We start from the raw sequence: 26,829 nt of genomic DNA, 5'->3' as shown, positions 1-26,829 counted from the left end.
CGTACGGTTGAAGCCACCCGAGGGGCGGTCGTCACGACGGAAGCCACCACCGGACGGACGGTCGCCACCGGAACGGAAGCCACCCGACGGACGGTCGTCACGACGGAAGCCACCACGGTCGCCACCACGGTCGCCACCACGGTCGTCACGGTTGAAGCCACCCGAGGGGCGGTCGTCACGACGGAAGCCACCACCGGACGGACGGTCGCCACCGGAACGGAAGCCACCCGACGGACGGTCGTCGCGGCGGAAGCCACCACGGTCGCCACCACGGTCATCGCGGTTGAAGCCACCCGACGGACGGCCACCACGGTCGCCACCGCGGTCGTCGCGGCGGAAGCCGCCACGGTCGCCGCCACGGTCACCGCGGTCGCCACCGCGGTTGTCGCGACGCTCGAAGTTGCCGCGGTCGTCGCGCTGGGCGCGCTGCTCCTCGCGGCGCTCCTGCGCGGCCAGTTCGGCGGCAGCGGCGGCAGCAGCCGCCGCGACCTCGGCCTCGGCGGCCTCGGCCACCTCGGCGACAGCGGCCTCCGGGTCCTCGCCGCGCTCACGGGCGGAACGGGCGACGAGGCGGTCGGCCTCCTCGCGCAGCTCCACGGCACGGCGCGACAGGCGCTCCAGCTGCTTGGTGAGCTCGGCGACCTCGCGCTCGGCCTGCTTGGCGGCGTTGTTCGCGGAGTCGGCCTGGACCTCGGTCAGCGAACGGGCACCGGTGATCTCGGCGACCTCCGGCTCGAAGGCGCCGGCGCCCTGGACGATGTGGCGCGAGGCGTCGACGCCCGCGTCCTCCATCAGGCGGAAGATCTGGCGGCGCTGGTGCGGCAGGGCGAGGGAGACCACGACACCCGACTTGCCGGCACGGGCGGTACGGCCCGAGCGGTGCAGGTAGTCCTTGTGGTCGCCGGCCGGGTCCACGTTCAGGACCAGGTCGATGCCGTCGACGTGGATGCCGCGGGCGGCGACGTCGGTGGCGACGAGCGCGTTGACGTAGCCGTCCTTGAAGTCCGCGAGGACGCGGGTGCGGGCGCCCTGCGTCATGCCGCCGTGCAGCGCGTCGGCCTTCACGCCGGCCTCGACGAGCTGCTCGGCGATGCGGTCGGCGCCCAGCTGGGTGCGGACGAAGATGATGGTGCGGCCCTTGCGGGCGGCGATGGCGGCCGTGACCGGCGCCTTGTCCTTCGGCTTCACGACGAGGACGTGGTGCGTCATGGTCGTGACGTTGCCCTGGGCGCTGTCGACCTCGTGCGTGACCGGGTTGGTCAGGTAGCGCTTGACCAGGGTGCCGATCTCGTTCTCCATGGTGGCGGAGAAGAGCATGCGCTGGCCGCCGCCGGGGATCTGGTCGAGCAGCTCGGTGACCTCGGGCAGGAAGCCCAGGTCGGCCATCTGGTCGGCCTCGTCGAGGACCGCGACCTGGACGTTCGCCAGGGAGCAGGCGCCACGGTTGATGATGTCGCGCAGACGGCCCGGGGTGGCGACGAGGACGTCGACACCGCGCTCCAGAGCGAAGATCTGGTTGCTCATGGAGGTACCGCCGCAGACGACCTTCATCTTCAGGCCGAGCACGTCGCCGTAGGGCTGGAGGGCGTCCGCGACCTGCATCGCGAGCTCACGGGTCGGCGTGAGGATGATCGCGCGGGGCTTCTTCTTCTCGGTGTGGCCGCCGGCCAGCGAGGCCAGGGTCGGCAGACCGAAGGAGAGGGTCTTGCCGGAGCCGGTGCGGCCACGGCCGAGGATGTCCTTGCCGGCCAGGGCGTCCGGGATGGTCGCGGCCTGGATCGGGAAGGGGGCGGTGACGCCGTTCTGGGCGAGCTTGCGCACGATGCCCTCGGGCAGACCGAGGTCGCCGAAGGTGATCGTGGGCTCCGCGTCAGCGTCAGCGTCGTCGTCGAAGTCGGTGGTGGAGTCCTCGAGGGACCCGTCGGTGTTCACGTCGGCCTCGAGGGCCTCGATGATCTCGTTCGCCTCAGCGGCCTCGATGGCCTCGGTGACCGCAAGGGTCTCGGCGTCGACGATCTCGTTGGAGTCGTTCTCGGGCATGACGGAACGGTCAGAACTGGAAATGGACATGCGAAATGCGAAACCTTCCGGAGTCTCGGCACGCGCCCAAACTCCGTGAATCGCAAATCGACCGCCTCAATGCGGTCAGCCACGGCTAGGGAGAGTACGCGCCACGCGGCGCTCTTCGGATTCGGCGCCGGGCAATGGGATCAAACGATCTATAACCATACGCACCCTCCCCGGGGTCTGGCAAGTCGCCCCGGCAAGATGGCCTCTGACCTGCGACGATGCCCCGACCTCTCGTCCTCGCGACCCGCCCCCGCGCACCCCGCAGACCGGCTCCGGCCCTACGGCTGGGGCGCCGGCTGGGTGCTCGGTTCGGGCTGCGGACTCGACGGCGGCGGCGTGGGTTCCGTCACAGGGGGCGTCGTGGCCGGCGGCTGCGGAGTCGGGCTGGCCGACTGCTGTCCGCCGCCCGAACCACCCGAGCCGCCGGAGCCGCCCGAGCCGCCGGAACCGGAGCCGCCGGAGCCGCCCGGGGGCTCCTGGGGGCCCTGCCCGCCCGCGCCGCCGCCGGGTCCCGCCGACGGCGCGGGCACCCCGGGATCGCCGCTCGGCGCGCCCGGGCTGGGCGAGGCCCCGGTCGCCCCGGAGGCCTTGCCGTCCTCCTTGGACTTGCCGTCCTGGGTCCCCGTACCGTCCTTCGCGCCGTGTCCGTTGCCGTGGACCCCGGTGCCCCGCCCGGAGGTGGAGCCCCCGCCCGCCGCGGCACCGGCCCGGCGGTCCGCCGAAGAGGAGGGCCCGGGCTTCGCCGTGTCCTCGCCGACACTCATGCAGCCGGCCGTCGCCGCGACCGCGAGCGCGGTGACGGTCAGTCGGAGGGAAGCGGACAACTGGCGCACGGGGGCACCTCCGGAGCCTGAGGGCGGGGATGAGGCCGATCGGTCCGCATGAGCGGGTCAATGTGCCCAACTCCCTTTGACCCGTAAGGGACACGCCCTCAGGCGAACAGCTGCTCAGCCACCTGCGACCCGAGGTGTACGGCGCCCAGCCCGACCAGCACCGACGCCCCCGCGTTCGCCACCGCCAGGAACTTCCATCCGCGCTCGGCCAGCCGCAGCGTCTCGTACGAGAACGTCGAGTACGTGCTCAGCGCCCCGCACAGCCCGGTCCCGAGCAGCAGTTCCAGCCGCGAGGAGGCGGCCCCGGCCAGCGCCGCCCCGGTCAGCACCCCCAGCACCAGGCACCCGGCCGCGTTGACCACGAAGGTCCCCCAGGGGAAGAGGGAGTCGTGCCGCGCCTGCACCGCACGGTCCGTCAGATAGCGCAGGGGCGCGCCGACCACGGCGCCCGCCACCACGAGCAGCCAGTTCACCGGGAGGCCTCCGGCCCCGGCGCCGAACCCCTACCCCGCCCCGGCCCCCGGACCGCCAGCCGCGTCACCGAGGCCGCCGCCCACACCGCGCCCAGCGCCGCCGCCACCGTGAGCCCGGCGTACGCCAGCGCGGTCCCCGCCTCCCCCTCGTCCAGGAGCCGCGAGAAGTCCACCGCGTAGGTGGAGAAGGTGGTGAACCCGCCGAGCACCCCGACGCCGGCGAAGGGCCGCAGCAGTGGATGCGGCGCGGCCCGCCCGCCCTCGCTGATCAGCACCATGAGGACGCCGATCAGCGCGCAGCCGGCCACGTTGATCCAGAAGGTCGCCCACGGAAAGGCCCCGGGCCCGGCCGGCCACAGCAGGCCGATCCCGTACCGCGCCGAGGCCCCGACCGCCCCGCCCGCCGCCACCGCGGCGAGCACCCGGCCCTGCGGCTCTTCGCGCTGCGCGGGCACGTGCAGGTCGACGTCCGGGTCGATGGCCTCCGCGTCGGGGACCGGCCGGGTCACCCGTACCCCAGCGCGTGCAGCCGCTCGTCGTCGATCCCGAAGTGGTGGGCGATCTCGTGCACCACGGTGACCTCCGTCTCCGCGACCACGCTCTCCCGGTCCTCGCACATCCGCAACGTGGGGTTGCGGTAGATGGTGATCCGGTCGGGCAGCACCCCGGCGTACCACTCGCCGCGGTCCGTCAGCGGGGTCCCCTCGTACAGACCGAGCAGCTCGGGGTCGTCGGCGGGCGGTTCGTCCTCGACGAACACCGCCACGTTGTCCATCAGCCGCGTCAGCTCCGGCGGGATGCGGTCCAGGGCCTCTGCGACGAGCTCTTCGAACTCCTCGCGCGTCATCTCCAGCACCGGGCCATTGTCCCTCCGGTGGGGGCCCCTCCCGCGTGCGCGGCAGAAACCGTTTTGGCGATAGCTCCCCGGATCCCATATGCTTCTCACGTCCCCGACGCGCTGAGAAGTGCCCGGCGGGCCTTTAGCCCTCATCGTCTAGTGGCCCAGGACGCCGCCCTTTCAAGGCGGTAGCACGGGTTCGAATCCCGTTGGGGGTACGCATTACCGTGTGCGAGACTTGTTCTCGCACGCTGCAAGGTCCTGTGGAGCAGTTGGTTAGCTCGCCACCCTGTCAAGGTGGAGGTCGCGGGTTCAAGTCCCGTCAGGATCGCTGAAGCCGGAAACGGTTTCGTGGCTGGGTAGCTCAGTTGGTACGAGCGATCGCCTGAAAAGCGATAGGTCGCCGGTTCGACCCCGGCCCCAGCCACCATCAAGAAGGCCCCGTCCATCGGACGGGGCCTTCTGTGGTTACTCCCCTCCGGCCACCGTCCGTTCCTTGCGGCGCCACTGCACCAGGCCGACGGCTGCCGCCCCGGCGGCGATCAGCCCGAGCAGTGCCCAGTCCGGGACCGTGTCCGCCACCGACTGGACCCACTCCTCCACCGCGAACGAGTCGTCCACGTCCAGCAGCCCCGGCAGCGCGCTCGCCCCGTCGTAGACCAGGAACAGCGCGCCCAGGGTGATGAAGAACAGCCCGGACAGCAGCGAGGTGGTGTGCAGCTCGAAGCGGCCCACCGTGAAGGCGCGCCCGCGCAGCCAGCGCCGCTTGCCCAGCTCGAACCGCTCCCACAGCAGGGCCAGCAGGAACAGCGGTACGGCCATCCCCAACGCGTAGACGGCCAGCAGCAGGCCGCCGTAGACCGGGCTGCCGCTGACCGCCGCCACCGTCAGGACGCTGCCCAGGATCGGGCCGGCGCAGAAGCCGGCCAGCCCGTAGACCGCGCCGAGCGCGTACACCGACAGGGCGGTGGTCGGCCGGATCTTCCCGGACAGCTCGGAGATCCGCTTCGAGGCGAAGCCGAGGCCCAGGATCTGGGCGGCGCCGAGCGCGATGATCAGCCAGCCGCCGAAGAGGACGAGCTGGTCGCGGTTGCTGTGGAAGAACCGTCCGGCGTACGAGCCGGCCGCCCCCAGCGGTACGAGGGTGCTCGCGAGGCCCGCGTAGAAGATCCCGGTGCGTGCCAGCAGCCGGGAGGTGGAGTCGATCGAGTAGGCGAAGAAGGCGGGCAGCAGCAGGGCGCTGCACGGGCTGAGCAGCGCGAGGAGGCCGCCCAGCAGGGCGGCCAGGTATCCGATGTCGGTCACTGCTTCGCCGCCGCCTTGGCCTGGGCGATGGCGGCGGTGAAGGCGTCGAGCGGCTGCGCGCCTGCGATCGGCTTGCCGTTGACCAGGAAGGACGGGGTGGAGGTCACGCCGATGCGGTAGCCCTCGTCCTGGTCCTTCTTCAGGGCCGCCGAGGCCTGCTCCCCGGCCATGTCCGCCTTGAAGCGCTCCAGGTCGGGCACCCCGGCCTGCTGCGCCAGCTCGGCCAGGCGCGGCTCGGCGAAGCCCTTCTCCTTCGAGCCCTCGGCGTACGCGGCCGCGTGGAACTGCTCGAACCGGTCCTGCTGCCCGGCCGCCCAGGCGGCCTTCGCGGCGGCCTCGGAGTCGGCGCCGAAGATCGGGAAGTTGCGCCACTCGATGCGCAGGGTGCCGTCCTCGACGTACTTCTTGACCAGTGCGGGCTCGGTGTCCCGGGCGAACTTCCCGCAGTAGCCGCACTTGAAGTCGGAGTACTCGATGAGGACGACGGGCGCGTCGGCGCGGCCGACGGCGAGCTTGTCGCCGGGCTCCCGGCGGGCCAGCGCCTTGAGCGCGGCGGCGGCGTCGCTCTGGGACGAGGCCGCGGCGGAGGAGCCGCCGGAGCCCTTCTCGGCGGGGGCGGTGGCCTGCCAGGACACGATGCCGAGCGTGATGGCGGCGACGGCCACCCCGGCGCAGAAGAGGAGGGGCTTGCGGCGGGAGGAGGAAGAAGAGGACACGGGGGAGCTCCAGAGCTGCGCGTGCACACGTGTGCATGGGTGTGCAGGCGCGTGAGTACGGGTGAGAAGGCGGACCGGCGGTTTCGACCGGTCCTCCTAGACCCGCATCACGGACAGCTCCACCGGGCCGGGCGCCGGCCGGTCGGGCCCGCGTACGGGGATCCGTGCGGGCATCGTCGCGTGCGGCCGCGCCTCCTCGGGCACCGGCCGGGCCGCCGGGAGCTGCGCGTGCTCGCCCTTGGCCCGCGCCGGCAGGGCGGGGACCTCCCCGTGGCCGGGGCCGTCGGGGGCGCAGGCGGGCCCCTGCCGGTCGGCCTGCGCCGCCGCGAAGCCGGCCGCCGCGTGGACGGAGTCCACGGCCGGGGCCGCAGCTGGGGCCGCAGCGGGGGCCGCCGGGGCCGGGACCACCGCGCCCAGCAGCGCCGCCACCAGCGCCAGCACCGCGAGCACGGCGCAGCCGAAGGGGCGGGGGCGGGACAAGGTGGGCTGCCTCTCACTCATACGGCCGACGGACTCGTCCCGAAATGGTACGGGTCGGCCCGACAAATGCGTTCGCCACCCGGAGGGGCCAGGTGAGATCCTCGATCAGGTATGTCTACTTCCTTCGCCGCCCTGCAGACGCTTCTCGGTGAGATCTCCCTCCGTGACGCGCACCGCCTCGGCCGCCGCCTCGAAGGCGCCCGCCGTATCCGCAAGCCCGAGGCCAAGCAGGCCGTGCTCGACGAGATCGGCGCGGAGGCCGCGAAGGCCGCCGAGCGACTGGCCGGCCGTGCCTCGCGGATGCCCGATGTCACGTATCCCGAGAACCTGCCCGTCAGCCAGAAGAAGGACGAGATCGCCGAGGCGATACGCGACCACCAGGTCGTGATCGTCGCCGGTGAGACCGGCTCCGGCAAGACCACGCAGATCCCCAAGATCTGCATGGAGCTGGGCCGGGGCGTCCGGGGCATGATCGGGCACACCCAGCCCCGCCGGATCGCGGCCCGCACGGTCGCGGAGCGGATCGCCGAGGAGCTGAAGTCCGAGATCGGCCAGACGGTCGGCTGGAAGGTCCGGTTCACCGACCAGGTGGACCAGGACGCGACCTTCGTGAAGCTGATGACGGACGGCATCCTGCTCGCCGAGATCCAGACGGACCGCGAGCTGCGCGCCTACGACACGATCATCATCGACGAGGCCCACGAGCGGTCTCTGAACATCGACTTCCTGCTGGGCTACCTGGCCACGCTGCTGCCGAAGCGCCCGGACCTCAAGGTCGTCATCACCTCGGCGACCATCGACCCGGAGCGCTTCTCCCGGCACTTCGGGGAGGCCCCGATCGTCGAGGTCAGCGGGCGCACGTATCCGGTCGAGGTCCGCTACCGGCCCCTTCTGGAAGAGGATTCCGAGGACTCCGACCGGGACCAGATCACCGCGATCTGCGAGGCCGTGGACGAGCTCCACTCCGAGGGGCCGGGCGACATCCTCGTCTTCCTCTCCGGTGAGCGGGAGATCCGCGACACGGCGGACGCCCTGAACAAACGGAATCTGCGCTTCACCGAGGTCCTCCCCCTCTACGCGCGCCTCTCGCACGCCGAGCAGCACCGCGTCTTCCAGCAGCACACCGGCCGCCGGATCGTCCTCGCCACGAACGTCGCCGAGACCTCCCTGACCGTCCCGGGCATCAAGTACGTGATCGACCCGGGCACCGCCCGCATCTCCCGCTACAGCCACCGCACCAAGGTGCAGCGCCTGCCCATCGAGCGGATCTCGCAGGCCAGCGCCAACCAGCGCAAGGGCCGCTGCGGCCGCACCAGCGACGGCATCTGCATCCGGCTGTACTCCGAGGACGACTTCCTCTCCCGTCCGGAGTTCACGGACGCCGAGATCCTGCGCACGAACCTGGCCTCCGTCATCCTCCAGATGACCGCCGCCGGCCTCGGCGAGATCGAGAAGTTCCCCTTCATCGACCCGCCGGACCACCGCAACATCCGCGACGGCGTCCAGCTCCTCCAGGAGCTCGGGGCGCTGGATGCTTCCGAGAAGGACCCGTCGAGGCGGCTCACGCAGATGGGCCGCCAGCTCTCCCAGCTGCCCGTGGACCCGCGCCTGGCCCGCATGGTCATCGAGGCCGACAAGAACAACTGCGTCCGCGAGGTCATGGTCATCGCGGCGGCCCTGTCCATCCAGGACCCGCGCGAGCGGCCCTCGGACAAGCAGACCCAGGCCGACCAGAACCACGCCCGCTTCAAGGACGAGACCAGCGACTTCCTCTCGTTCCTGAACATGTGGCGCTACGTCCGCGAGCAGCAGAAGGAGCGCGGCTCGTCCTCGTTCCGCCGGATGTGCAAGCAGGAGTACCTGAACTTCCTGCGGATCCGCGAGTGGCAGGACATCTACTCGCAGCTGCGTACGGTCGCCAAGGGCATGGGCATCCACGTCAACGAGGCCGATGCCCCCGAGCAGGTCATCCACGTCTCGCTGCTGGCCGGTCTGCTCTCGCACATCGGGCTGAAGGACACCGACAAGAACGAGTACCTGGGCGCGCGGTCCGCCAAGTTCGCGATCTTCCCGGGCTCCTCGCTCTTCAAGAAGCAGCCGAAGTTCGTGATGTCGGCCGAGCTGGTGGAGACCTCGCGGCTGTGGGCCCGGGTCAACGCCAAGGTGGAGCCCGAGTGGGTGGAGCCGCTCGCCCAGCACCTGATCAAGCGCACGTACAGCGAGCCGCACTGGGAGAAGGACCAGGCGGCCGTGATGGCGTACGAGAAGGTCACGCTGTACGGGGTGCCGATCGTCGCCCAGCGGAAGATCAACTACGGCCGGATCGACCCCGAGGTCTCGCGCGAGCTGTTCATCCGCAACGCGCTGGTCGAGGGCGACTGGCGCACGCACCACAAGTTCTACGCCGACAACCGCAAGCTCCTCACCGAGGTGGAGGAGCTGGAGAACCGGGCCCGGCGCCGCGACATCGTGGTGGACGACGAGACCCTCTTCGACTTCTACGACCAGAAGATCCCCGAGCACGTGGTCTCGGGGGCGCACTTCGACTCGTGGTGGAAGCACAAGAAGCGCGAGGAGCCCGAACTCCTCGACTTCGAGCGCGAGATGCTGCTGACCGAGAAGGCGGCCGGGGTCACCAAGGCCGACTACCCGGACTCCTGGCGGCAGGGACAGCTGAAGTTCCGGGTGACCTACCAGTTCGAGCCGGGCGCGGACGCGGACGGCGTGACCGTCCACATCCCGCTCCAGGTGCTGAACCAGGTCACCGACGAGGGCTTCGACTGGCAGATCCCGGGCCTGCGCGAGGAGGTCGTCACCGAGCTGATCCGCTCGCTGCCGAAGCCGATCCGCCGGCACTACGTCCCGGCGCCGAACTTCGCCGGCCGTTTCCTGGACACGGCGGTGCCCCTGCAGGAGCCGCTGCCGGTCACGCTGGCGCGCGAGCTCCAGCGGATGGTCGGGGTCCCGGTCTCGGCCGAGGACTTCGACCTCAGCCGGATCCCCGACCACCTGAAGATCACCTTCCGGATCGTCGACGAGCGCCGCAAGAACCTCGCCGAGGACAAGGACCTGGAGGCGCTGCGGCTGCGCCTGAAGCCCAAGGCCCGCCAGGCCCTCTCCAAGGCCGCCGCGGCCACGGCCGAGCGCGCGGGCGGGGAGTCGGTGGAGCGCACCGGGCTGACCGACTGGACCATCGGCACGCTGACCAAGGTCTTCGAGACCCGGCGGGCCGGGCAGCCGGTGAAGGCGTACCCGGCGCTGGTGGACGAGGGCGCGAGCGTGTCCGTACGGCTCTTCGACACGGAGGCCGAGCAGCAGCAGGCGATGTGGCTGGGCACCCGGCGGCTGATCCTGCTGAACATCCCGGTGAATCCGGCGAAGTTCGCCTCGGACCACCTGACCAACCAGCAGAAGCTGGCCCTGTCGAGGAACCCGCACGGCTCCATCCAGGCGCTGTTCGACGACTGCGCCACCGCGGCGACCGACAAGCTGATCGCCGACCACGGCGGCCCCGCGTGGGACGAGGCGGGCTTCCGCAGGCTCTACGGGGCCGTCCGCGCCGACCTGGTGGACACGACCGTGCGTACGGTCGGCCAGGTGCAGCAGGTGCTGGCCGCCTGGCAGGCCTGTGAGCGCCGTTTGAAGGCCACGAGCAGTCTGGCCCTGGTCGCGAACATCCAGGACGTCAGAACGCAGCTGGCGGCCCTCATGCCGGCCGGTTTCGTGACGCTCACCGGGCTGCGCAGGCTGCCGGACCTGATGCGCTACCTGGTGGCGGCGGACCGGCGGCTCCAGCAGATGCCCACGGGCGTCCAGCGCGACACCACGCGCATGCAGAAGGTCCACGAGATGCAGGACGAGTACGCCTGGCTGCTGGAGCAGCTGCCGAAGGGGCGGCCGGTCCCGACGACGGTCACCGACATCCGCTGGATGATCGAGGAACTGCGGGTCAGTTACTTCGCGCACGCGCTCGGAACGGCGTACCCGGTCTCCGACAAGCGGATCGTGAAGGCGGTGGATGCGGCCGCCCCGTGACCTGCGGGGTGGTCCGGTTCGACTGCACCCCCTGAGCTGCGGTACAGTCTGATTCGCAGCCGCCGAGCGGCCGCAAATCAAGGACCTGTGGAGCAGTTGGTTAGCTCGCCACCCTGTCAAGGTGGAGGTCGCGGGTTCAAGTCCCGTCAGGTTCGCAGAAACGTCAGGGCCCGTATCCCCCAGGGGATGCGGGCCCTGACGCGTTGGCAGGAGCACCGCCCGGTCCGCCGGCGCTGCTGTTGCTGCCGCCCGGTCCGCCGGCGCTGCTGCCGCCACCGTCGCCGTCGCCCGCGCCGCCCAGAATCCCCCGATCGCATGATGCGCCTGCGACGCGCATCCCCTTTACGGGGTGGATTGCCGGATATACAAGAGTGATCATCTGTGACGGGAGTCACCGCACGAGTTTTTGAGACTCCTACTTTTATCGCACCCCTACGCCCGCTCGATTTAATATGTGCAATGGCACCCACCCCCGGCGGCGCCCCTCATCCAGCCGATACCGCCCTGACCTGGGCATAAAAAAGATCGCGCTGGACCCGGCGGAGTCCAGCGCGATCAAACGACAGACGGACCTGTTGGGGCAGGTCCGGTCGCATGAAGCTATGTGGGTTTCATCGGATTGGGGGACCCGATATAAACCCGTTAAAGCGGGGTGTTTACGCGACCTCAGGCCTCGCTGCGCTGCTGCGGAATTCCCGCGAGCAGTGCGCGAACCTCGGCCTCGCGGTACCGGCGGTGTCCACCCAGGGTGCGGATGGACGTGAGCTTGCCAGCCTTGGCCCAGCGGGTGACCGTCTTCGGGTCCACGCGGAACATCGTGGCAACCTCAGCCGGGGTCAGCAGCGGCTCGGCATCAGGGGTGCGAGCGGTCATGAGCGGCCTCCTCGGGAGAACCGAACCATCTCGGTTCTTTCCTCTAAATTCTGCACCTTGGCCCGCGTTGCCCGAAATGGACATACGCGGGCCGAGTCGGTTATAGGACGAACGGCTTGTCCTCGGCACTACAACTACACCATCCGTCCAGCCTCGACGGCCAAACCGACGGAATTGCCCTCCGAGGTGTTCATCAGCGGCGGAAGCCGATGGACCGTCCCATAACGGACAGTCACCCCACTGTGACGATCAGTCACAGGGCGATCAGGAGTCGTCAGACCCCCCGTAGAGCGCAATGCCGAGCATTCCGCCCTTAGTTGGGCGGAAGGAACCCTCCCCGGACTCCTTGTCCTATTTTGGCACGAGGGATGGGGAAGGGCGCAAGGGTGTAGTTAGTGCGGTCCGTCACGCTTGGGCCAATGGCCCGTATCGGGACGTAGGTCCTGGCACTACGTCCTGAATACTACGGTCAGGGCTCTGATCAGCCAGTATTGCCCGATCGACCGATGTGCGGCGGTACGTACGGCCCCCTCGGGGGCCGAACGAGCCCCGTCGGCCACTTCCGGCCTAATTCGCGAAAAGTCGCTCCCGGACCGCCCGCCACCGCTCCGCGAGGTCCCCGTAGACCTCGGACGCCCGTGCCGTGTCCCCGGCCCGCAGGGCCGCGATCCCCGCCGCCAGGTCCCCGGCCGACCGGTCGGAGTCCAGCCGGTCCGCCGGCAGCGCGTGCAGCAGCCCCCCGTAGTCCAGCTCGACCATCGACCGCGGGTGGAACTCCTCCAGCCAGCTCCCGACCTCCACGAGGCCCTCCGCGAGCATCCCGTACCCCTCCGCCTCCCGCAGGGTCCGCAGGGCCCGTGCGAGCCGCCGCCGCGCCTGCACCATCGGCGTCCGGTAGCGCAGCAGCTCGCCCGGCACGTACTCCCGCTCCTCGTCGGCCACCAGCACGAACCAGCGCAGCGGGATCTGCCACACCCCCGTACGGATCCACGGGCGCGCGTCCGGGTTCCGCTCGCGCCAGCGCTCGTAGTCCTCGGCCGCCCGTCGGCGCAGCACCGGCGGGAGCGCCGCGTCCAGCACCGGGAGCGGGAAGGACTCGACCAGCTCCTGGAGCGCCAGCCAGCCGCGCAGCCGGGTGCGCCACGGGCAGACCAGCAGCGTCCCGTCGACCTCCGCCGTGAACGCGTCCGCGCTCTCGTGCGCCGGCACCCCCACCACGGGGACCCGTACCAAATCGGAGAGCGACCGGCGCAGTTCGTCCTGGGCGGTCGGGCACACCCCGCGCCGGGCGTAGTCGGCCCAGTGCGTGCGCTCCGGCTCGGGGAAGGCCGCCAGGGGCTCGTAGACGCGCAAGTAGGAGGCGTACGGGACGGTCGGCGCCGAGCGCGCGGAGGGCAGCCGGGAATCAGGGGTTTCGCTCACGCCTTCGTACCTCCCCCCATCAGGGGCCCGGTTCACCTCCGGGGCGCACTCGGAGTCGCCGACGGGGACCGCTCGTACGCTGGAAGAGTCCCGATCTTTGGACAGGTCGACTACGGGCGGCCCGCAGGTCTTACGCTGCTCCCAGCACGCCCTCCCCCACCCGCAGGGCGGGCGTCTTTCCGCCGCATCTCTTCCATGGGAGTCACCACCGTGACCGAAATGACCGACGGCGTCCTGCACACCCTGTTCCGTTCGGAACAGGGTGGCCACGAGCAAGTCGTGCTGTGCCAGGACCGAGCCTCCGGCCTGAAGGCCGTCATCGCGATCCACTCCACCGCCCTGGGCCCCGCCCTCGGTGGTACGCGCTTCCACGCGTACGCCTCGGACGAGGAGGCCGTCCTCGACGCGCTGAACCTCTCCCGCGGCATGTCGTACAAGAACGCCCTCGCCGGTCTCGACCTCGGCGGCGGCAAGGCCGTGATCATCGGCGACCCGGACGTCCTGAAGAGCGAGGAACTGCTGCTGGCCTACGGCCGGTTCGTGGAGTCCCTCGGCGGCCGCTACGTGACCGCCTGCGACGTCGGCACCTACGTGGCCGACATGGACGTCGTGGCCCGCGCGACCCGCTGGGCGACCGGCCGCTCCCCCGAGAACGGCGGCGCCGGCGACTCCTCGGTGCTCACCGCCTTCGGCGTCTTCCAGGGCATGCGCGCCAGCGCCCAGCACGTGTGGGGCGACCCGACCCTGCGCGGCCGCAAGGTCGCCGTGGCCGGTGTCGGCAAGGTCGGCCACTACCTGGTCGAGCACCTGCTGGAGGACGGTGCCGAGGTCGTGATCACGGACGTGCGGGAAGAGTCCGTACGCCGGATCCTCGACAAGCACCCGGGCAAGGTCACCGCGGTGGCCGACACCGACGCGCTGATCCGCGTGGAGGGCCTGGACATCTACGCCCCCTGCGCGCTCGGCGGCGCCCTGAACGACGCCACCGTGCCGGCCCTGACGGCCAAGATCGTCTGCGGTGCGGCCAACAACCAGCTCGCGCACCCGGGCATCGAGAAGGACCTCCAGGACCGCGGGATCCTCTACGCCCCGGACTACGTGGTCAACGCGGGCGGCGTGATCCAGGTCGCCGACGAGCTGGTCGGCTTCGACTTCGACCGCTGCAAGGCCAAGGCCACGAAGATCTTCGACACCACCCTGGAGATCTTTGCTCGCGCGAAGACTGACGGCATCCCGCCGGCCGCCGCGGCCGACCGGATCGCCGAGCAGCGGATGGCGGACGCCCGCGCCGCGCGCGCGGTCTAGGCACCTCCCGGGGCTCCCGGGTGCGCCCGCCGGGGTGCGGCGAGACGGAACTCACTGCACTTCGGCGGGTCGCGGGCCAGGAAAGCGTTAAAATCGCGGTTGACCAGCAAGGACGGGGCGCCTTGTTGGTTCTGCACCGGGGCGCGTCATGCGGGCGGCGTACCGTATGGCCGCGGAAGCAGGTACCGTTAAACCCCTACGGACGGTCTCTCCACGGAGAGCCCGCTCCGAACCATGAACGCGTGTCAGACTCTGGGGCCGTCGAGCCCCGTCACCGAGGGGGTCGAGCCATGGGGCGCGGCCGGGCCAAGGCCAAGCAGACAAAGGTCGCCCGCCAGCTGAAGTACAACAGCGGCGGGACTGACCTCTCGCGTCTGGCCAATGAGCTGGGCGCATCGCCGACGGATCCGCTGCCAGTCAGCGAGCCGGTCGAAGTCGATGACGATCTGGACGACGACGACCCGTACGCCAAGTACGCGGATCTGTACAACAGCGATGACGACGAGGACGAGGACGAGGAGTCCGGTCCCTCGGCACAGCGTCGCGGCGCTTGACGCTCCTCAGAAGCGTCTGCACAACAGGTCAAAGACTGAAACCCGGTCCAGGGCATAGCCCCGGGCCGGGTTTCAGTGCTGCTCAGCTCGCGTAGGAACCGGTGAGGGTCGCGCCCTCGGTGTGGTCGCCGCGGTCCAGGATCTCTCCCGCGACCCAGGCGTCGACACCCCGGTCGGCCAGCGCGGTCAGCGCCACGTCCACCGACTCCTGCGGAACGACGGCCATCATGCCGACGCCCATGTTCAGGGTCTTCTCCAGCTCCAGCTGCTCCACCTGCCCGGCCTTGCCGACCAGGTCGAAGATCGCGCCGGGGGCCCAGGTCGTACGGTCGACCGTGGCGTGCAGGTGGTCCGGGATGACCCGGGCCAGGTTCGCCGCGAGGCCGCCACCGGTGATGTGCGAGTACGCGTGCACCTCGGCCGTACGGGTGAGGGCCAGGCAGTCCAGCGAGTAGATCTTGGTGGGCTCCAGGAGCTCCTCGCCGAGGGTGCGGCCGAGCTCCTCGACGTGCTGCTCCAGCGACATCTTGGCGCGGTCGAAGAGGACGTGCCGGACCAGCGAGTACCCGTTCGAGTGAAGGCCGGAGGACGCCATGGCGATGACGGCGTCACCCGTACGGATGCGATCCGCACCGAGCAGGCGGTCGTACTCGACGACACCGGTGCCGGCGCCCGCCACGTCGAAGTCGTCCGGTCCCAGCAGGCCGGGGTGCTCGGCGGTCTCGCCGCCGACCAGGGCGCAGCCGGCGAGGACACAGCCCTCGGCGATGCCCTTGACGATGGCGGCGACGCGCTCGGGGTGGACCTTGCCGACGCAGATGTAGTCGGTCATGAAGAGCGGTTCGGCACCGCAGACGACGATGTCGTCCATGACCATCGCGACCAGGTCGTGGCCGATGGTGTCGTACACGCCGAGCTGGCGGGCGATGTCGACCTTGGTGCCGACTCCGTCGGTGGCGGAGGCGAGCAGCGGGCGCTCGTAGCGCTTGAGGGCGGAGGCGTCGAAGAGACCGGCGAACCCGCCGAGGCCGCCGAGGACCTCGGGGCGCTGCGTCTTCTTCACCCACTCCTTCATCAGCTCGACGGCGCGGTCTCCCGCTTCGATGTCCACGCCCGCGGCTGCGTAGCTGGCACCGGTGGTCTTCTCTGTCATGACAGGGAGAGCTTTCGTGTCGTTACTGCGGGTGGTGCGGGGTCCTGGGAGAAGCTTCAAAGACAGGACCCCGCGCAGGTGAAGCAAGGGATACGGGCTTGCGGGCCCGACTACGGACGACGGAGCGCGTCGGCGGCGTCCGTGCCACCGGCCAGCTCGGTCTCCAGCAGCTGCTTGCCCAGGAGCTGCGGGTCCGGAAGCTCCATCGGGTACTCGCCGTCGAAGCAGGCACGGCAGAGGTTGGGCTTCTGGATGGTGGTCGCCTCGATCATCGCGTCGAGCGAGATGTAGGAGAGCGAGTCCGCGCCCAGGGAGGTGGCGATCTCGTCGACCGACATGCCGTTGGCGATCAGCTCGGCCCGGGTGGCGAAGTCGATGCCGAAGAAGCACGGCCACTTCACCGGCGGCGAGGAGATCCGGATGTGGACCTCCGCCGCGCCGGCCTCGCGGAGCATCTTGACCAGGGCGCGCTGGGTGTTGCCGCGGACGATCGAGTCGTCGACGACCACCAGGCGCTTGCCCCGGATGACTTCCTTGAGGGGGTTGAGCTTCAGGCGGATGCCGAGCTGGCGGATCGTCTGCGAGGGCTGGATGAAGGTCCGGCCGACGTAGGCGTTCTTGACCAGGCCGGAGCCGTAGGGGATCCCGCTGGCCTCGGCGTATCCGACGGCGGCGGGCGTGCCGGACTCCGGCGTCGCTATCACCAGATCGGCGTCGACCGGGGCTTCCTTGGCCAGGCGCCGACCCATCTCGACACGCGAGAGGTAGACGTTCCGGCCGGCGATGTCGGTGTCCGGGCGCGCCAGGTAGACGTACTCGAAGACACAGCCCTTGGGCTTCGCTTCCGCGAACCGGGAGGTGCGCAGACCGTTCTCGTCGATCGCGATGAGCTCGCCCGGCTCGACCTCGCGGACGAAGCTGGCGCCGCAGATGTCGAGGGCGGCGGTCTCACTCGCGACCACCCAGCCGCGCTCCAGGCGGCCGAGGACCAGCGGGCGGATGCCCTGCGGGTCACGGGCGGTGTAGAGGGTCCCCTCGTCCATGAAGACGAGCGAGAAGGCGCCCTTGACCTGAGGCAGGACCTTGGCGGCCGACTCCTCGATGGTCAGGGGCTTGCCCTCGTCGTCGGTCTGACCGGCGAGCAGGGCGGTGACCAGGTCGGTGTCATTGGTGGCGGCCACCTGGGTGGCACGGCCGTCCTGACGGGGGAGGTCGGCGACCATCTCGGCGAGCTCGGCGGTGTTCACCAGGTTGCCGTTGTGACCCAGGGCAATGGAGCCGTGGGCGGTCGCGCGGAAAGTGGGCTGCGCGTTCTCCCAGACGGAGGCTCCGGTGGTCGAATAGCGGGCGTGACCGACCGCGATATGACCCTGGAGCGAGCCGAGAGAGGTTTCGTCGAAGACTTGGGAAACGAGGCCCATGTCCTTGAAGACGAGGATCTGGGAACCGTTGCTCACAGCGATTCCCGCGGACTCTTGTCCGCGGTGCTGCAATGCATACAGTCCGAAGTAGGTGAGCTTGGCGACCTCTTCACCCGGAGCCCAGACACCGAAGACGCCGCAAGCGTCCTGGGGGCCCTTTTCGCCGGGGAGCAGGTCGTGGTTGAGTCGTCCATCACCACGAGGCACGCTTCCGAGTGTAGGCGAGATCGACCACTGGTCCGAATTGGGGACGGCCGGGAAATCTCACAGCACAGAGGGTGACGGAACACCTCCGTCTCGGTATGCGGATGCTTTGTTGACATCTACAAGCGCGCTCGTACAGGCTCTCGACCCATGCAGCCTCACGGTGACCGCTCCGTCACCCTCGTAGAGCGCCGCCACGTCGACCTGGTCCGTGTCGCGAGCGCCATCTGTCGCGCGTAGCCAATGCGGCGCGACGCGGTGACCCCCGGCTGAGCACGTCCCTCTTCTGAACCCTCCGGGCCCAATCGGGCCATGGGCCGGCGGCTGCGCCGCGCCACTTCTGCCGCCCTTCCTCCTGCCTTCCTTCTGCCTTCCTTCTGCCTTTCGCGGCCGTCTGCCGCCGGTGCCGCGCGCCGTCCCGCGCGACCACCGGCCGGCGGCGCCGCCATGCCTTGGAGTACCTGTGTCTTCGTACGAATCCCGTCTGTCCCGGCGCGCCTTCGGAGCCGTCGGTGTGAGCGCGGCGAGCGCCGCGGTGGGGCTGGGCGCGACCCCCGCCACGGCCCAGGAGGCCGGCCCGCAGGAGCGGGAGTTCCGGGCCGCTCGGGAGCGGCGCTCGCGGCGCCCGAACGTCCTTTTCATCCTCGGTGACGACCTGGGCTGGGCCGATCTGTCCTCGTACGGCTCGCCGCACATCAAGACCCCGAACCTCGACCGCCTCGCCCGCCAGGGCGTCCGCTTCACCGACGCCTACTCCGGCTCCGCGACCTGCTCGCCGACCCGGTTCAGCCTCTACACCGGCCGCTACCCCGGCCGCACCAAGGGCGGCCTGGCGGAGCCGATCGCCGACAAGTCCGCGGGCCTGGAGCCCACCCACCCGACGCTGGCCTCGCTGCTGAAGGAGGCCGGCTACGCCACCGCTCTGATCGGCAAGTGGCACGCGGGCTACCTGCCCGACTACAGCCCGACCAGGTCGGGCTGGGACGAGTTCTTCGGCAACTTCGGCGGGGCCCTGGAGTACTACTCCAAGCTGGGCCTCGGCGGCGAGTACGACCTCTACGAGGGCGACGCCGAGTACAAGGACCTGCGCTACTACACCCGGATCATCACGGAGCGGGCGAGCGAGTACGTCTCCCGCGACCACGGCGGCAAGCCGTGGCTGCTGAACCTCAACTTCACCACCCCGCACTGGCCGTGGATCGCCGACGGGGACACCGAGCAGAGCGCCGAGATCGTCCGGCGGATCAAGGCGGGCGACGGACGCGCCCTGTGGCACCAGGACGGCGGCTCGGTCGAGAAGTACAAGCAGATGGTCGAGGACCTGGACCGCTCGATCGGTGAGGTGTTGCGCGCCCTCGACCGCTCCGGGCAGGCCCGCGACACCGTGGTCGTCTTCTCCAGCGACAACGGCGGCGAGCGCTTCTCGTACAACTGGCCCCTCTCCGGCAACAAGGCCTCGCTCCAGGAGGGCGGGATCCGGGTGCCGAACATCGTGCGCTGGCCCGCCCGGCTGGACGGCGGCCAGGTCAGCCACGTTCCGGTGTTCAGCCCGGACTGGACGGCGACGCTGCTGGAGGTTGCCGGGGCGCGGCCGGACAAGGCCTACCCGCTGGACGGGGTCAGCCTGGCCGGGTACTTGCTGCGCGGCGAGGAGGTGGCCGAGCGGAGTCTGTTCTGGCGGGTCCGCGGGGAGCGGGCGCTGCGCCGCGGCGACTGGAAGTACTACCGCGGCAAGGCGGGCAGGGACCAGCTGTTCGACCTGGCCGGGGACATCCGCGAACAGGCCGACAAGGCCGCCGCGGAGCCGGCCCGGCTGGCGGAGCTGCGGGCGGCCTGGGAGCAGGTGAACGCGCAACTGCTGCCGTACCCGGGCTGAGGACGGTCCCCGGCCGTGTCACTCCACGGCTGAAATCGCTTCGGCCGTCAGACCCCTGCCGTCGGGGGCGGTGAGGGTCAGGGCTTGGCCCTGGATCTTCCAGGTGAGCGGGCCGCTGCCGAACAGCCCGGTCAGGGCCCGCTCCACCTCGCCCGCCGGACCCTCGCAGGCCATACGGGTGGAGGTGATGGGCCCGAAGGTGAGCGTGGCTCCCTCGACGGTCGCCTTGGCGCTGAACCGGTTGCAGCCCAGGGCACCGCTCGCGGTGCCGTCGGCGGCGAAGGTGAAGCGGGCCCTGCCGGCCGCCTCGGCCGGTACGGAGGACACGGTCCCGCCGCTGATCAGCGAGTCGACCTTCCACTCGGTCGTGGTGAGCGGGGCGTCCGCGGCCGGGAGCCGGTGGGTCATGGCGATGGTGCTCCCGTCGGCGGTCTTCAGCGTGAGCCGCTCGGGCCCCCGGTCGATGGTCAGCCGGCCCGTGAAGAGCTTGGCGAACTCCGTCTCGAAGTCGAGGCCCTCGCAGGCCATGGCCGTGGCGTGGCCGGGCGTGACGGTCACCGCATCCGGCCCGGCGAAGACGACCGCGGCCGTGAAGCTGTTGCAGCCGTAGTTGCCCTTGGCCTCGCTCTCCGCGAGGTCGAGGCGGGCGCTGTCGGGCGCGTGCAGGGTGCGGCCGCCGGTGGTCAGCGACTCGACGGTCCAGGAGCCGGTGGCGTCGGGGAGCGTGCGGGACCCGTGCTCCTCGGCCTGACCGCATGCGGCGAGGCCGAGCAGGAGGGCCGGTACGAGGGCCGGTACGAGAGCCCGGCCGGTCGGGACGTGCCGGAGGGTACGCATGCAGCTGGGACGGGCCGGGGCTGCGGGCGGTTCCACCCTCAGCTCATGAGCGGCAGCAGCTCCGCCAGGTCGGCCCGCTCGCCACTGGCCCTGACCTGCGCCTCGTCGAGCGCCTCGGCCCATCGCGTACGGCCGGTCGCGAGCCGGATCCAGGTCAGCGGGTCGGTCTCCACGACGTTCGGCGGGGTACCGCGGGTGTGCCGGGGGCCCTCGACGCACTGGACCACCGCGAAGGGCGGGACCCGCACCTCGACCGCACCCCCTGGAGCCTTGACCGCGAGGGCGTCGGCGAGCAGCCGGGTGCAGGCGGCCAGCGCCTGGCGCTCGATCGGGATGTCCAGTCCGGCGGCCCGGTTCAGGTCGTCGGTGTGGACCACCAGTTCCACGGTCCGGGTGACCATGAAGTCGGCCAGGGTCATGTCCCCGATCCACAGGTTCAGCACGCGGTCGCCGGGATTCGCCTCGAGCGCCTCGGCCATCCGGGCGGCCGCCTGCTCGAACAGCTCGGGCAGCGGGGCCCCGGTCAGGGTTTCCCTGGCGGCCTCGGAGATCTTCCCGGCGAGGGACGCGGTGGCGAAGGGCCATTCGACGGCCGACAGCTCGGCGACGATGCCGGGCGGCCGGGCGAGGCCGCCGGCCAGCGAGTCCGCGATCCAGGCGATGTGCCCGGCGAGGTCGGCGACGGTCCAGTCCCCGAGCCCGCTGGGCCGCGCCAGCTCCTCGGGGCCCAACCTCCGTACTGCCTCGGCGACATGCCCGAATTGCGCGGTCACGGCCGCGCGGATCCTGGCGGCGTCGTAGGTACGGCTCTTGGGTGGCATGGGGCGAGTCTGCCCCATCAGTCACCGCCGCCGCCTCCGCAGCCGCCGCCTCCGCATCCGCCTCCGTCGGAGGAACCGCAGCTGAAGGAGATGTCGACGGACCGCCTGGACCTGCGGGCGGCCCGCCGCACCCGTTCGAGCTCCTCGGCGGCCCGGCGCTGGGGCGCGTACGAGGTGCCGGCGGGCGTCCACGGCGTGAAGGAGTGGCCGCGGTGGGGCAGCAGGGGGGCGGCGGTGACGTGGGAGACGATCGTGCTGTCGCCCTGGTAGAGGCCGAACTCGACGAGGACCTCCGCGCCTTCGCACGGAACGCCGTACATGAGCGCCTCGAAGGGCTCGCGCCTCTCGTCGATGTCGTGGTGCTCGGTGCGGAGCCGGCCCGGCGCTCCGCCGACGAGGATCCGTCCACTGCGCGGGTGGTTGTCCTCGAACCGGTCGCGGAACGCGATCAGCGGCCGGGCGCAGACCGTCCGGGCGTCCGCGAACAGCCAGTGGCGGCCCGTGTGGTGGTGCCGGACCCCGATGCGCAGCACGGGCTGCGGCCCGTCGTGCAGCCGTCGGGCGGCGCGCCGGGCGGTGAGGCCGCGGCCGAGCAGCGGGGTGCCGATCACGAGCAGCAGCAGGGCGGTCAGCTGCTGGCCGGCAGCGTCGTACGGGGCTTCGCGGTCGGCCCCCAGGTCCTGGGCGAGGCCCCAGACCAGCAGGCCGCCGGCGGCGAGGCAGAGCGCGCCGCCGGCGAGGGCGGGCCGGAGCCCGCGCCGGCGGTGCCCCTTCGGGAGGTGCTCGGGGACCGGGCTGCGGGCCGCTCCGGCCGCGGCGAGCACGAGGGCGCGCTGCCGGCGGCGGGACCGCATACGCAGCAGCACGCCGGCCAGGGCGGCGGCGGACACGACCAGCACCAGCCCGCTCCCGGCCAGGCCCGCCCCGTCGGCTCCCTGCATGCGGCGGATCGCGTCCAGGGCGACCAGGGGGGCGGCGACGACGGTCGCGGCGGGCAGGAAGCGGTACCAGGCTGGCAGGCAGAGGATCAGGACCGCACCGGGGAAGCCCAGCCAGGAGGTCCCGACCGACTCGGCCGCGTGGTCGCCCCGGGCCCGCAGGACGAACGCGAGGAGGAGCAGCGACGCCAGGATCCAGCCGCCGGCGACGGGCCCGAGGACCGCGGGAACCCTCGCGGCGCGCCAGCGCTCGGCGTCCTCGACGTCCCACCGCGGGGCTCCGCCCTCGGGTATCGCGGCCTCGGGCAGGTACTTGACGATGTCACTCACGCCGTCAGTATGTCCGGGCCGGACCTACTCGGGCCCGGGCAATACGAGCCCGGTGCAGCCGCGCCGCGCCGCGGCCTCGGTGGCGTAGGCCTCGAACACCTCGTCGAGGCGCGGGCCGAGTACCTGGTCGTACCGGTAGGCCGTGGTCATGCCGAGGACGGCGGGGCGGCCCTGACATGTGGCCGAGGCGTACAGGACCAGGTAGTCCCGTCCCGCCTGGCCGGTGGCGATCGCGGTGGCCTTCTTGGTGAAGGGTTCCACCTTGGTCCCGGCTGCGTCGTCGCCGAAGTAAGCGAAGGTCTGCAACCACCAGGGGTTGGTCCAGCGGTCGCTGGGGGCCCCTGCTTTCACTCCGTCCGCGACGAGCCGGGCATGGATGCCCGTGCGGGTGTCCGTGTCCAGCGCCAGCACGCAGGACTCCTTCCCCCCGTGCTCCGAAACCGGCGCGCCGAGCGCCTTGTCGGGCAGCCGCTCCCGGTCCTGGCGGCCGCGCAGGAAGGCCGCGTACCAGGCGCAACTGCCCGTGCCCTGCTCGGCGGGGCCGAGGGTGCGCCCCTGTGCGGGCAGGGCGGCGGGCAGCTCGGGCGCGGTGGCAGCGCAGCCGCCGGCCTCCGCGGCTTTGACGGCCGCCGTTCGGGCGATCAGGGCCAGGGCCTTGCGTTCCTTGTTGGTCGGATCGCCGTACCAGGCGCTCGCGGAGGCCCGGAAGGAGGTCACACCAGCCACGGGCCGCGCACAGGCGACCGTCACCGAGACGGTCCGGCCCGAGTAGGTTCCGGCGCTGCCGTCCCCGAGGGGGGCGGGCAGCGGATCGCTCACTTGGTCAGTGATGTCCTCGCCGGCACCTCGGCCGTTCCCGGGGTTGAAGGGCTTGTCGTCGGGGTCGAGCACATGCAGGCCCTGCTGGGGCAACGCGTGCACCTTCAGGCCGAAGTGCGTGGTCCACCGGGTCTTGCCGTTCTCCTCGTACGAGGACAGCAGGACGCATTCGTCCGGAAGTTGCTTCAGGTCCATGTGCTTGCGGCTTTCGACATCGCTCGGCACCAGCCAGTCGCGGCCCCCGTCCAACCGCATCACCGCATCGGCGTCCAGCAGGCCCGCGCACGCCTCGCGGATCGCGGTGCGGCTCTCCCCGCGGTGCTGCCAGGACTGGTACGAGCCGTACAGGGACCAGCCGCCGAGGGCCACGCCCGCCAGGGCGGCGATGCACAGCAGCAAATTGACCGCATTGCGCCGTCGGCCCCGGTCGGGCAGCGGTCCGCCGGTGGACGGCGCCATCGGTTCGAACATCCCCAACCCCCCCGGTCTTGCAACTGCGACGACCCGGACGACGCTACCAACCAGGCCCGTCCCTGCGGAATGAACCGAGCCCCCGCCCGGAAGGAATCCGGACGGGGGCTCGTGCAGAAGCTGCGGATCAGGCCAGCAGGGCCGGGATCGTCGCCTCGTGGGCCTCGCGGAGCTCGGCCAGCGGGAGGGTGAACTCTCCCTGGATCTCGATCTCCTCGCCGTCCACCACGCCGATGCGGGCGACCGGCAGACCCCGCGCACCGCACATGTCGGTGAAGCGGAGCTCCTCGCTGCGCGGGACGGCCACGATGGCCCGGCCCGCGGACTCGGAGAAGAGGAAGGTGAAGGCGTCCAGGCCCTCGGGCACCACGATCCGGGCACCGTTTCCGCCGCGCAGGCAGGACTCGGTGAGCGCCTGGATCACGCCGCCGTCGGACAGGTCGTGCGCGGCGTCGATCATGCCGTCGCGCGAGGCCGAGATCAGGATCTCGGCCAGCAGCTTCTCGCGGCCCAGGTCCACCTTCGGCGGCATGCCGCCGAGGTGGTCGTGGACGACCTGGGACCAGGCCGAGCCGCCGAACTCCTCGGCCGTGTCGCCCAGCAGGTACAGCAGCTGGCCGGCCTCCGAGAACGCCATCGGCGTACGGCGGTTGACGTCGTCGATCACGCCGAGGACCGCCACGACCGGGGTCGGGTGGATGGCGATGTCGCCCGTCTGGTTGTAGAGGGAGACGTTGCCGCCGGTCACCGGGGTGCCCAGCTCCAGGCAGCCGTCCGCGAGACCGCGGCAGGCCTCGGCGAACTGCCACATGACGTCCGGGTCCTCGGGGGAGCCGAAGTTCAGGCAGTCGGAGATCGCGAGCGGCTTGGCGCCGGTCGCGGCCACGTTGCGGTACGACTCGGCCAGCGCCAGCTGCGCGCCCGTGTACGGGTCGAGCTTGGCGAAGCGGCCGTTGCCGTCGGTGGACATGGCCACGCCGAGGTTGGACTCCTCGTCGATGCGGACCATGCCGGCGTCCTCGGGCTGCGACAGGACGGTGTTGCCCTGCACGAAGCGGTCGTACTGGTCGGTGACCCAGGACTTGGAGGCCTGGTTCGGGGAGGCGACCAGGGCCAGGACCTGCGCGCGCAGCTCCTCGGAGGTCTGCGGCCGCGGCAGCTTGCCCGCGTCGTCCGCCTGCAGCGCGTCCTGCCAGGAGGGGCGCGCGTACGGGCGGTTGTAGACCGGGCCCTCGTGGGCGACGGTGCCCGGGGGCACGTCCACGATCTGCTCGCCGTGCCAGAAGATCTCCAGGCGCTCGCCGTCGGTCACCTCACCGATGACGGTGGCGATGACGTCCCACTTCTCGCAGATCTCCATGAAGCGGTCGACGTACTGCGGCTCGACGATCGCGCACATGCGCTCCTGCGACTCGCTCATGAGGATTTCCTCGGGCGAGAGCGTCGCGTCGCGCAGCGGGACGGTGTCCAGCTCGACCCGCATGCCGCCGGTACCGGCGGAGGCGAGCTCGGAGGTCGCGCAGGAGAGCCCGGCGCCGCCGAGGTCCTGGATGCCCGCGACCAGCTTCTCCTTGAAGATCTCCAGGGTGCACTCGATGAGGAGCTTCTCCTGGAAGGGGTCGCCGACCTGCACCGCGGGGCGCTTGGTCGGCTTCGAGTCGTCGAAGGTCTCCGAGGCGAGGACCGAGACGCCGCCGATGCCGTCGCCGCCGGTGCGGGCGCCGTAGAGGATGACCTTGTTGCCGGGGCCGGAGGCCTTGGCGAGGTGGATGTCCTCGTGCTTCATCACGCCGATGCAGCCGGCGTTGACCAGCGGGTTGCCCTGGTAGCAGGCGTCGAAGACGACCTCGCCGCCGATGTTGGGCAGGCCCAGGCAGTTGCCGTAGCCGCCGATGCCCGCGACCACGCCCGGCAGGACGCGCTTGGTGTCGGGGTGGTCGGCCGCGCCGAAGCGCAGCGGGTCCACGACGGCGACCGGGCGGGCGCCCATGGCGAGGATGTCGCGGACGATGCCGCCGATGCCGGTGGCCGCGCCCTGGTAGGGCTCGATGTACGACGGGTGGTTGTGCGACTCGACCTTGAAGGTGACCGCGTAGCCCTGGCCGACGTCGACGACTCCGGCGTTCTCGCCGATGCCGACGAGCATGGCGTCGGACTGGGGCTTCTTCTCGCTGAACTGGGCGAGGTGGACCTTGCTGCTCTTGTACGAGCAGTGCTCGGACCACATGACCGAGTACATGGCGAGCTCGGCGCCCGTGGGGCGGCGGCCGAGGATCTCCCGGATCCGGACGTACTCGTCCTCCTTGAGGCCGAGCTCCTTCCAGGGCTGGGAGGCGTCCGGGGTCTCGGTGGCGTTCTTGACGGTGTCGAGGCTCATGCGCTGACCAGCTTCTTCAGGACCGACGTGAAGAACGGGAGGCCGTCGGTGCCGCCGGTCCCGATCAGCGGCTCGACCGCGTGCTCGGGGTGGGGCATGAGGCCGACGACGTTGCCCGCGGCGTTGGTGATGCCGGCGATGTCGCGCAGCGAACCGTTCGGGTTGACGTCGACGTAGCGGAAGGCCACTCGGCCTTCGGCTTCCAGTTCGTCGAGCACGCGCTCGTCGGCGACGTACCGGCCGTCCATGTTCTTGAGCGGTACGGAGATCTCCTGGCCGGCGGTGTAGTCGCCGGTCCACGCGGTCTCCGCGTTCTCCACCCGCAGCTTCTGGTCGCGGCAGATGAAGTGCAGGTGGTTGTTCCGGAGCATCGCGCCCGGCAGCAGGTGGGCCTCGGTGAGGACCTGGAAGCCGTTGCAGATGCCCAGGACGGGCATGCCGCCCTTGGCCTGCTCGATGATGGTCTCCATCACCGGCGAGAAGCGGGAGATGGCCCCGGCGCGCAGGTAGTCCCCGTAGGAGAAGCCGCCCGCGAGGACGACCGCGTCGACCTGGTGCAGGTCCTTGTCGCGGTGCCACAGCGAGACGGGCTCGGCGCCCGCGAGGCGGACGGCGCGCAGCGAGTCGCGGTCGTCGAGCGTTCCGGGGAACGTGACGACTCCGATGCGAGTGGTCACC

Annotated in this window: 23 protein-coding genes and 4 tRNA genes; 9 read left to right on the top strand and 18 right to left on the bottom strand. The window is 71.0% G+C overall.

The window, feature by feature from the left end; translation table 11 throughout:
* The 5 genes from ACZ45T_RS10155 to ACZ45T_RS10135 form a co-directional block, all read right to left on the bottom strand.
* Positions 1 to 2,070 (bottom strand): DEAD/DEAH box helicase (locus ACZ45T_RS10155; RefSeq protein WP_468439351.1); only part of this gene is annotated, 2,070 nt, incomplete at its 3' end.
* A gap of 278 nt (positions 2,071 to 2,348) precedes the next feature.
* Positions 2,349 to 2,903, bottom strand: coding sequence for a hypothetical protein (locus ACZ45T_RS10150; RefSeq protein ID WP_468439349.1), 555 nt, complete (start codon positions 2,901 to 2,903; stop codon positions 2,349 to 2,351).
* 98 nt (positions 2,904 to 3,001) lie between these two features.
* Positions 3,002 to 3,376 (bottom strand): fluoride efflux transporter CrcB, encoded by a 375-nt coding sequence (gene crcB, locus ACZ45T_RS10145; protein WP_468439345.1) that lies wholly within the window; start codon positions 3,374 to 3,376, stop codon positions 3,002 to 3,004.
* The gene (locus ACZ45T_RS10140) at positions 3,373 to 3,885 is read right to left on the bottom strand and encodes a FluC/FEX family fluoride channel (protein ID WP_468439344.1); all 513 of its coding nucleotides are present in this window, start codon (positions 3,883 to 3,885) and stop codon (positions 3,373 to 3,375) included. Before ACZ45T_RS10140 ends, crcB begins: the two co-directional genes overlap by 4 nt.
* On the bottom strand, positions 3,882 to 4,232 hold the full coding sequence (locus ACZ45T_RS10135; RefSeq protein ID WP_030012899.1) for a metallopeptidase family protein: 351 nt from the start codon (positions 4,230 to 4,232) through the stop codon (positions 3,882 to 3,884). Before ACZ45T_RS10135 ends, ACZ45T_RS10140 begins: the two co-directional genes overlap by 4 nt.
* Positions 4,233 to 4,359: 127 nt before the next feature.
* On the opposite strand from ACZ45T_RS10135, the gene ACZ45T_RS10130 reads away from it, so the two are divergent.
* The 3 genes from ACZ45T_RS10130 (at position 4,360) to ACZ45T_RS10120 (ending at position 4,644) form a co-directional block, all read left to right on the top strand.
* A tRNA-Glu gene (locus tag ACZ45T_RS10130) sits at positions 4,360 to 4,432 on the top strand.
* Between the two features lie 39 nt (positions 4,433 to 4,471).
* Positions 4,472 to 4,545 (top strand) — tRNA-Asp (locus ACZ45T_RS10125).
* 22 nt (positions 4,546 to 4,567) lie between these two features.
* Positions 4,568 to 4,644 (top strand) — tRNA-Phe (locus ACZ45T_RS10120).
* A gap of 38 nt (positions 4,645 to 4,682) precedes the next feature.
* On the opposite strand, the gene ACZ45T_RS10115 is transcribed toward ACZ45T_RS10120, so the two are convergent.
* The 3 genes from ACZ45T_RS10115 to ACZ45T_RS10105 all read right to left on the bottom strand — a co-directional run bounded on the left by ACZ45T_RS10115 (position 4,683) and on the right by ACZ45T_RS10105 (position 6,736).
* Entirely contained in the window at positions 4,683 to 5,519 is an 837-nt protein-coding gene (locus tag ACZ45T_RS10115) for a cytochrome c biogenesis CcdA family protein (protein WP_468439341.1), read from the bottom strand.
* Positions 5,516 to 6,235: a DsbA family protein gene (locus ACZ45T_RS10110; protein WP_468439339.1), complete on the bottom strand. Its 720-nt coding sequence runs from the start codon at positions 6,233 to 6,235 to the stop codon at positions 5,516 to 5,518. Before ACZ45T_RS10110 ends, ACZ45T_RS10115 begins: the two co-directional genes overlap by 4 nt.
* Positions 6,236 to 6,331: 96 nt before the next feature.
* Positions 6,332 to 6,736 carry a hypothetical protein gene (locus ACZ45T_RS10105; protein ID WP_468439337.1) on the bottom strand — a complete coding sequence of 135 codons (405 nt, stop codon included), beginning with the start codon at positions 6,734 to 6,736 and terminating at the stop codon, positions 6,332 to 6,334.
* Between the two features lie 90 nt (positions 6,737 to 6,826).
* Here ACZ45T_RS10105 and hrpA point away from each other — a divergent pair, with 90 nt between their 5' ends.
* Together hrpA and ACZ45T_RS10095 are read left to right on the top strand one after the other, a co-directional pair.
* Positions 6,827 to 10,750: an ATP-dependent RNA helicase HrpA gene (gene hrpA, locus ACZ45T_RS10100; RefSeq protein ID WP_468439335.1), complete on the top strand. Its 3,924-nt coding sequence runs from the start codon at positions 6,827 to 6,829 to the stop codon at positions 10,748 to 10,750.
* An 81-nt stretch (positions 10,751 to 10,831) separates the two neighbouring features.
* Positions 10,832 to 10,905: transfer RNA gene (locus ACZ45T_RS10095), tRNA-Asp, on the top strand.
* 511 nt (positions 10,906 to 11,416) lie between these two features.
* Here ACZ45T_RS10095 and bldC read toward each other — a convergent pair.
* Entirely contained in the window at positions 11,417 to 11,623 is a 207-nt protein-coding gene (gene bldC / locus ACZ45T_RS10090) for a developmental transcriptional regulator BldC (RefSeq protein ID WP_003949541.1), read from the bottom strand.
* 567 nt (positions 11,624 to 12,190) lie between these two features.
* A complete protein-coding gene (locus ACZ45T_RS10085) occupies positions 12,191 to 13,045 on the bottom strand; it encodes a DUF8083 family protein (protein WP_468439333.1) in 855 nt (284 codons plus the stop codon).
* Between the two features lie 210 nt (positions 13,046 to 13,255).
* On the opposite strand from ACZ45T_RS10085, the gene ACZ45T_RS10080 reads away from it, so the two are divergent.
* Together ACZ45T_RS10080 and ACZ45T_RS10075 are read left to right on the top strand one after the other, a co-directional pair.
* On the top strand, positions 13,256 to 14,350 hold the full coding sequence (locus tag ACZ45T_RS10080; RefSeq protein ID WP_468439332.1) for a Leu/Phe/Val dehydrogenase: 1,095 nt from the start codon (positions 13,256 to 13,258) through the stop codon (positions 14,348 to 14,350).
* Positions 14,351 to 14,640: 290 nt separating this feature from the next.
* On the top strand, positions 14,641 to 14,904 hold the full coding sequence (locus tag ACZ45T_RS10075) for a DUF3073 domain-containing protein (protein ID WP_385363336.1): 264 nt from the start codon (positions 14,641 to 14,643) through the stop codon (positions 14,902 to 14,904).
* Between the two features lie 82 nt (positions 14,905 to 14,986).
* Here ACZ45T_RS10075 and purM read toward each other — a convergent pair whose 3' ends face one another.
* Both purM and purF read right to left on the bottom strand, forming a co-directional pair.
* Positions 14,987 to 16,057: a phosphoribosylformylglycinamidine cyclo-ligase gene (gene purM / locus ACZ45T_RS10070; protein WP_468439329.1), complete on the bottom strand. Its 1,071-nt coding sequence runs from the start codon at positions 16,055 to 16,057 to the stop codon at positions 14,987 to 14,989.
* A gap of 110 nt (positions 16,058 to 16,167) precedes the next feature.
* Positions 16,168 to 17,685, bottom strand: coding sequence for an amidophosphoribosyltransferase (gene purF / locus ACZ45T_RS10065; protein WP_468439327.1), 1,518 nt, complete (start codon positions 17,683 to 17,685; stop codon positions 16,168 to 16,170).
* Between the two features lie 147 nt (positions 17,686 to 17,832).
* Here purF and ACZ45T_RS10060 point away from each other — a divergent pair, with 147 nt between their 5' ends.
* Both ACZ45T_RS10060 and ACZ45T_RS10055 read left to right on the top strand, forming a co-directional pair.
* Positions 17,833 to 17,922 carry a putative leader peptide gene (locus ACZ45T_RS10060; protein WP_468439325.1) on the top strand — a complete coding sequence of 30 codons (90 nt, stop codon included), beginning with the start codon at positions 17,833 to 17,835 and terminating at the stop codon, positions 17,920 to 17,922.
* 154 nt (positions 17,923 to 18,076) lie between these two features.
* Positions 18,077 to 19,558, top strand: coding sequence for a sulfatase-like hydrolase/transferase (locus ACZ45T_RS10055; RefSeq protein WP_468439411.1), 1,482 nt, complete (start codon positions 18,077 to 18,079; stop codon positions 19,556 to 19,558).
* Between the two features lie 18 nt (positions 19,559 to 19,576).
* On the opposite strand, the gene ACZ45T_RS10050 is transcribed toward ACZ45T_RS10055, so the two are convergent.
* The 6 genes from ACZ45T_RS10050 to purQ all read right to left on the bottom strand — a co-directional run bounded on the left by ACZ45T_RS10050 (position 19,577) and on the right by purQ (position 26,828).
* Positions 19,577 to 20,395: an META domain-containing protein gene (locus ACZ45T_RS10050; protein WP_468439323.1), complete on the bottom strand. Its 819-nt coding sequence runs from the start codon at positions 20,393 to 20,395 to the stop codon at positions 19,577 to 19,579.
* 38 nt (positions 20,396 to 20,433) lie between these two features.
* On the bottom strand, positions 20,434 to 21,216 hold the full coding sequence (locus ACZ45T_RS10045) for a maleylpyruvate isomerase family mycothiol-dependent enzyme (protein ID WP_468439321.1): 783 nt from the start codon (positions 21,214 to 21,216) through the stop codon (positions 20,434 to 20,436).
* A 17-nt stretch (positions 21,217 to 21,233) separates the two neighbouring features.
* The gene (locus tag ACZ45T_RS10040; protein ID WP_468439319.1) at positions 21,234 to 22,484 is read right to left on the bottom strand and encodes a hypothetical protein; all 1,251 of its coding nucleotides are present in this window, start codon (positions 22,482 to 22,484) and stop codon (positions 21,234 to 21,236) included.
* Between the two features lie 24 nt (positions 22,485 to 22,508).
* Positions 22,509 to 23,774 carry a hypothetical protein gene (locus ACZ45T_RS10035; RefSeq protein ID WP_468439317.1) on the bottom strand — a complete coding sequence of 422 codons (1,266 nt, stop codon included), beginning with the start codon at positions 23,772 to 23,774 and terminating at the stop codon, positions 22,509 to 22,511.
* 127 nt (positions 23,775 to 23,901) lie between these two features.
* Complete coding sequence (gene purL / locus ACZ45T_RS10030) at positions 23,902 to 26,151, bottom strand: phosphoribosylformylglycinamidine synthase subunit PurL (RefSeq protein WP_468439315.1); 2,250 nt, start codon at positions 26,149 to 26,151, stop codon at positions 23,902 to 23,904.
* Positions 26,148 to 26,828 (bottom strand): phosphoribosylformylglycinamidine synthase subunit PurQ, encoded by a 681-nt coding sequence (purQ, locus tag ACZ45T_RS10025; protein WP_468439313.1) that lies wholly within the window; start codon positions 26,826 to 26,828, stop codon positions 26,148 to 26,150. Before purQ ends, purL begins: the two co-directional genes overlap by 4 nt.
* Between the last annotated feature and the right edge of the window lies 1 nt (position 26,829).

The organism is Streptomyces sp. NPDC030995 (assembly GCF_055571215.1).
The sequence above is the reverse complement of the archived record's forward strand: the minus strand, read 5'-3'. Positions and strand labels throughout refer to the sequence as shown.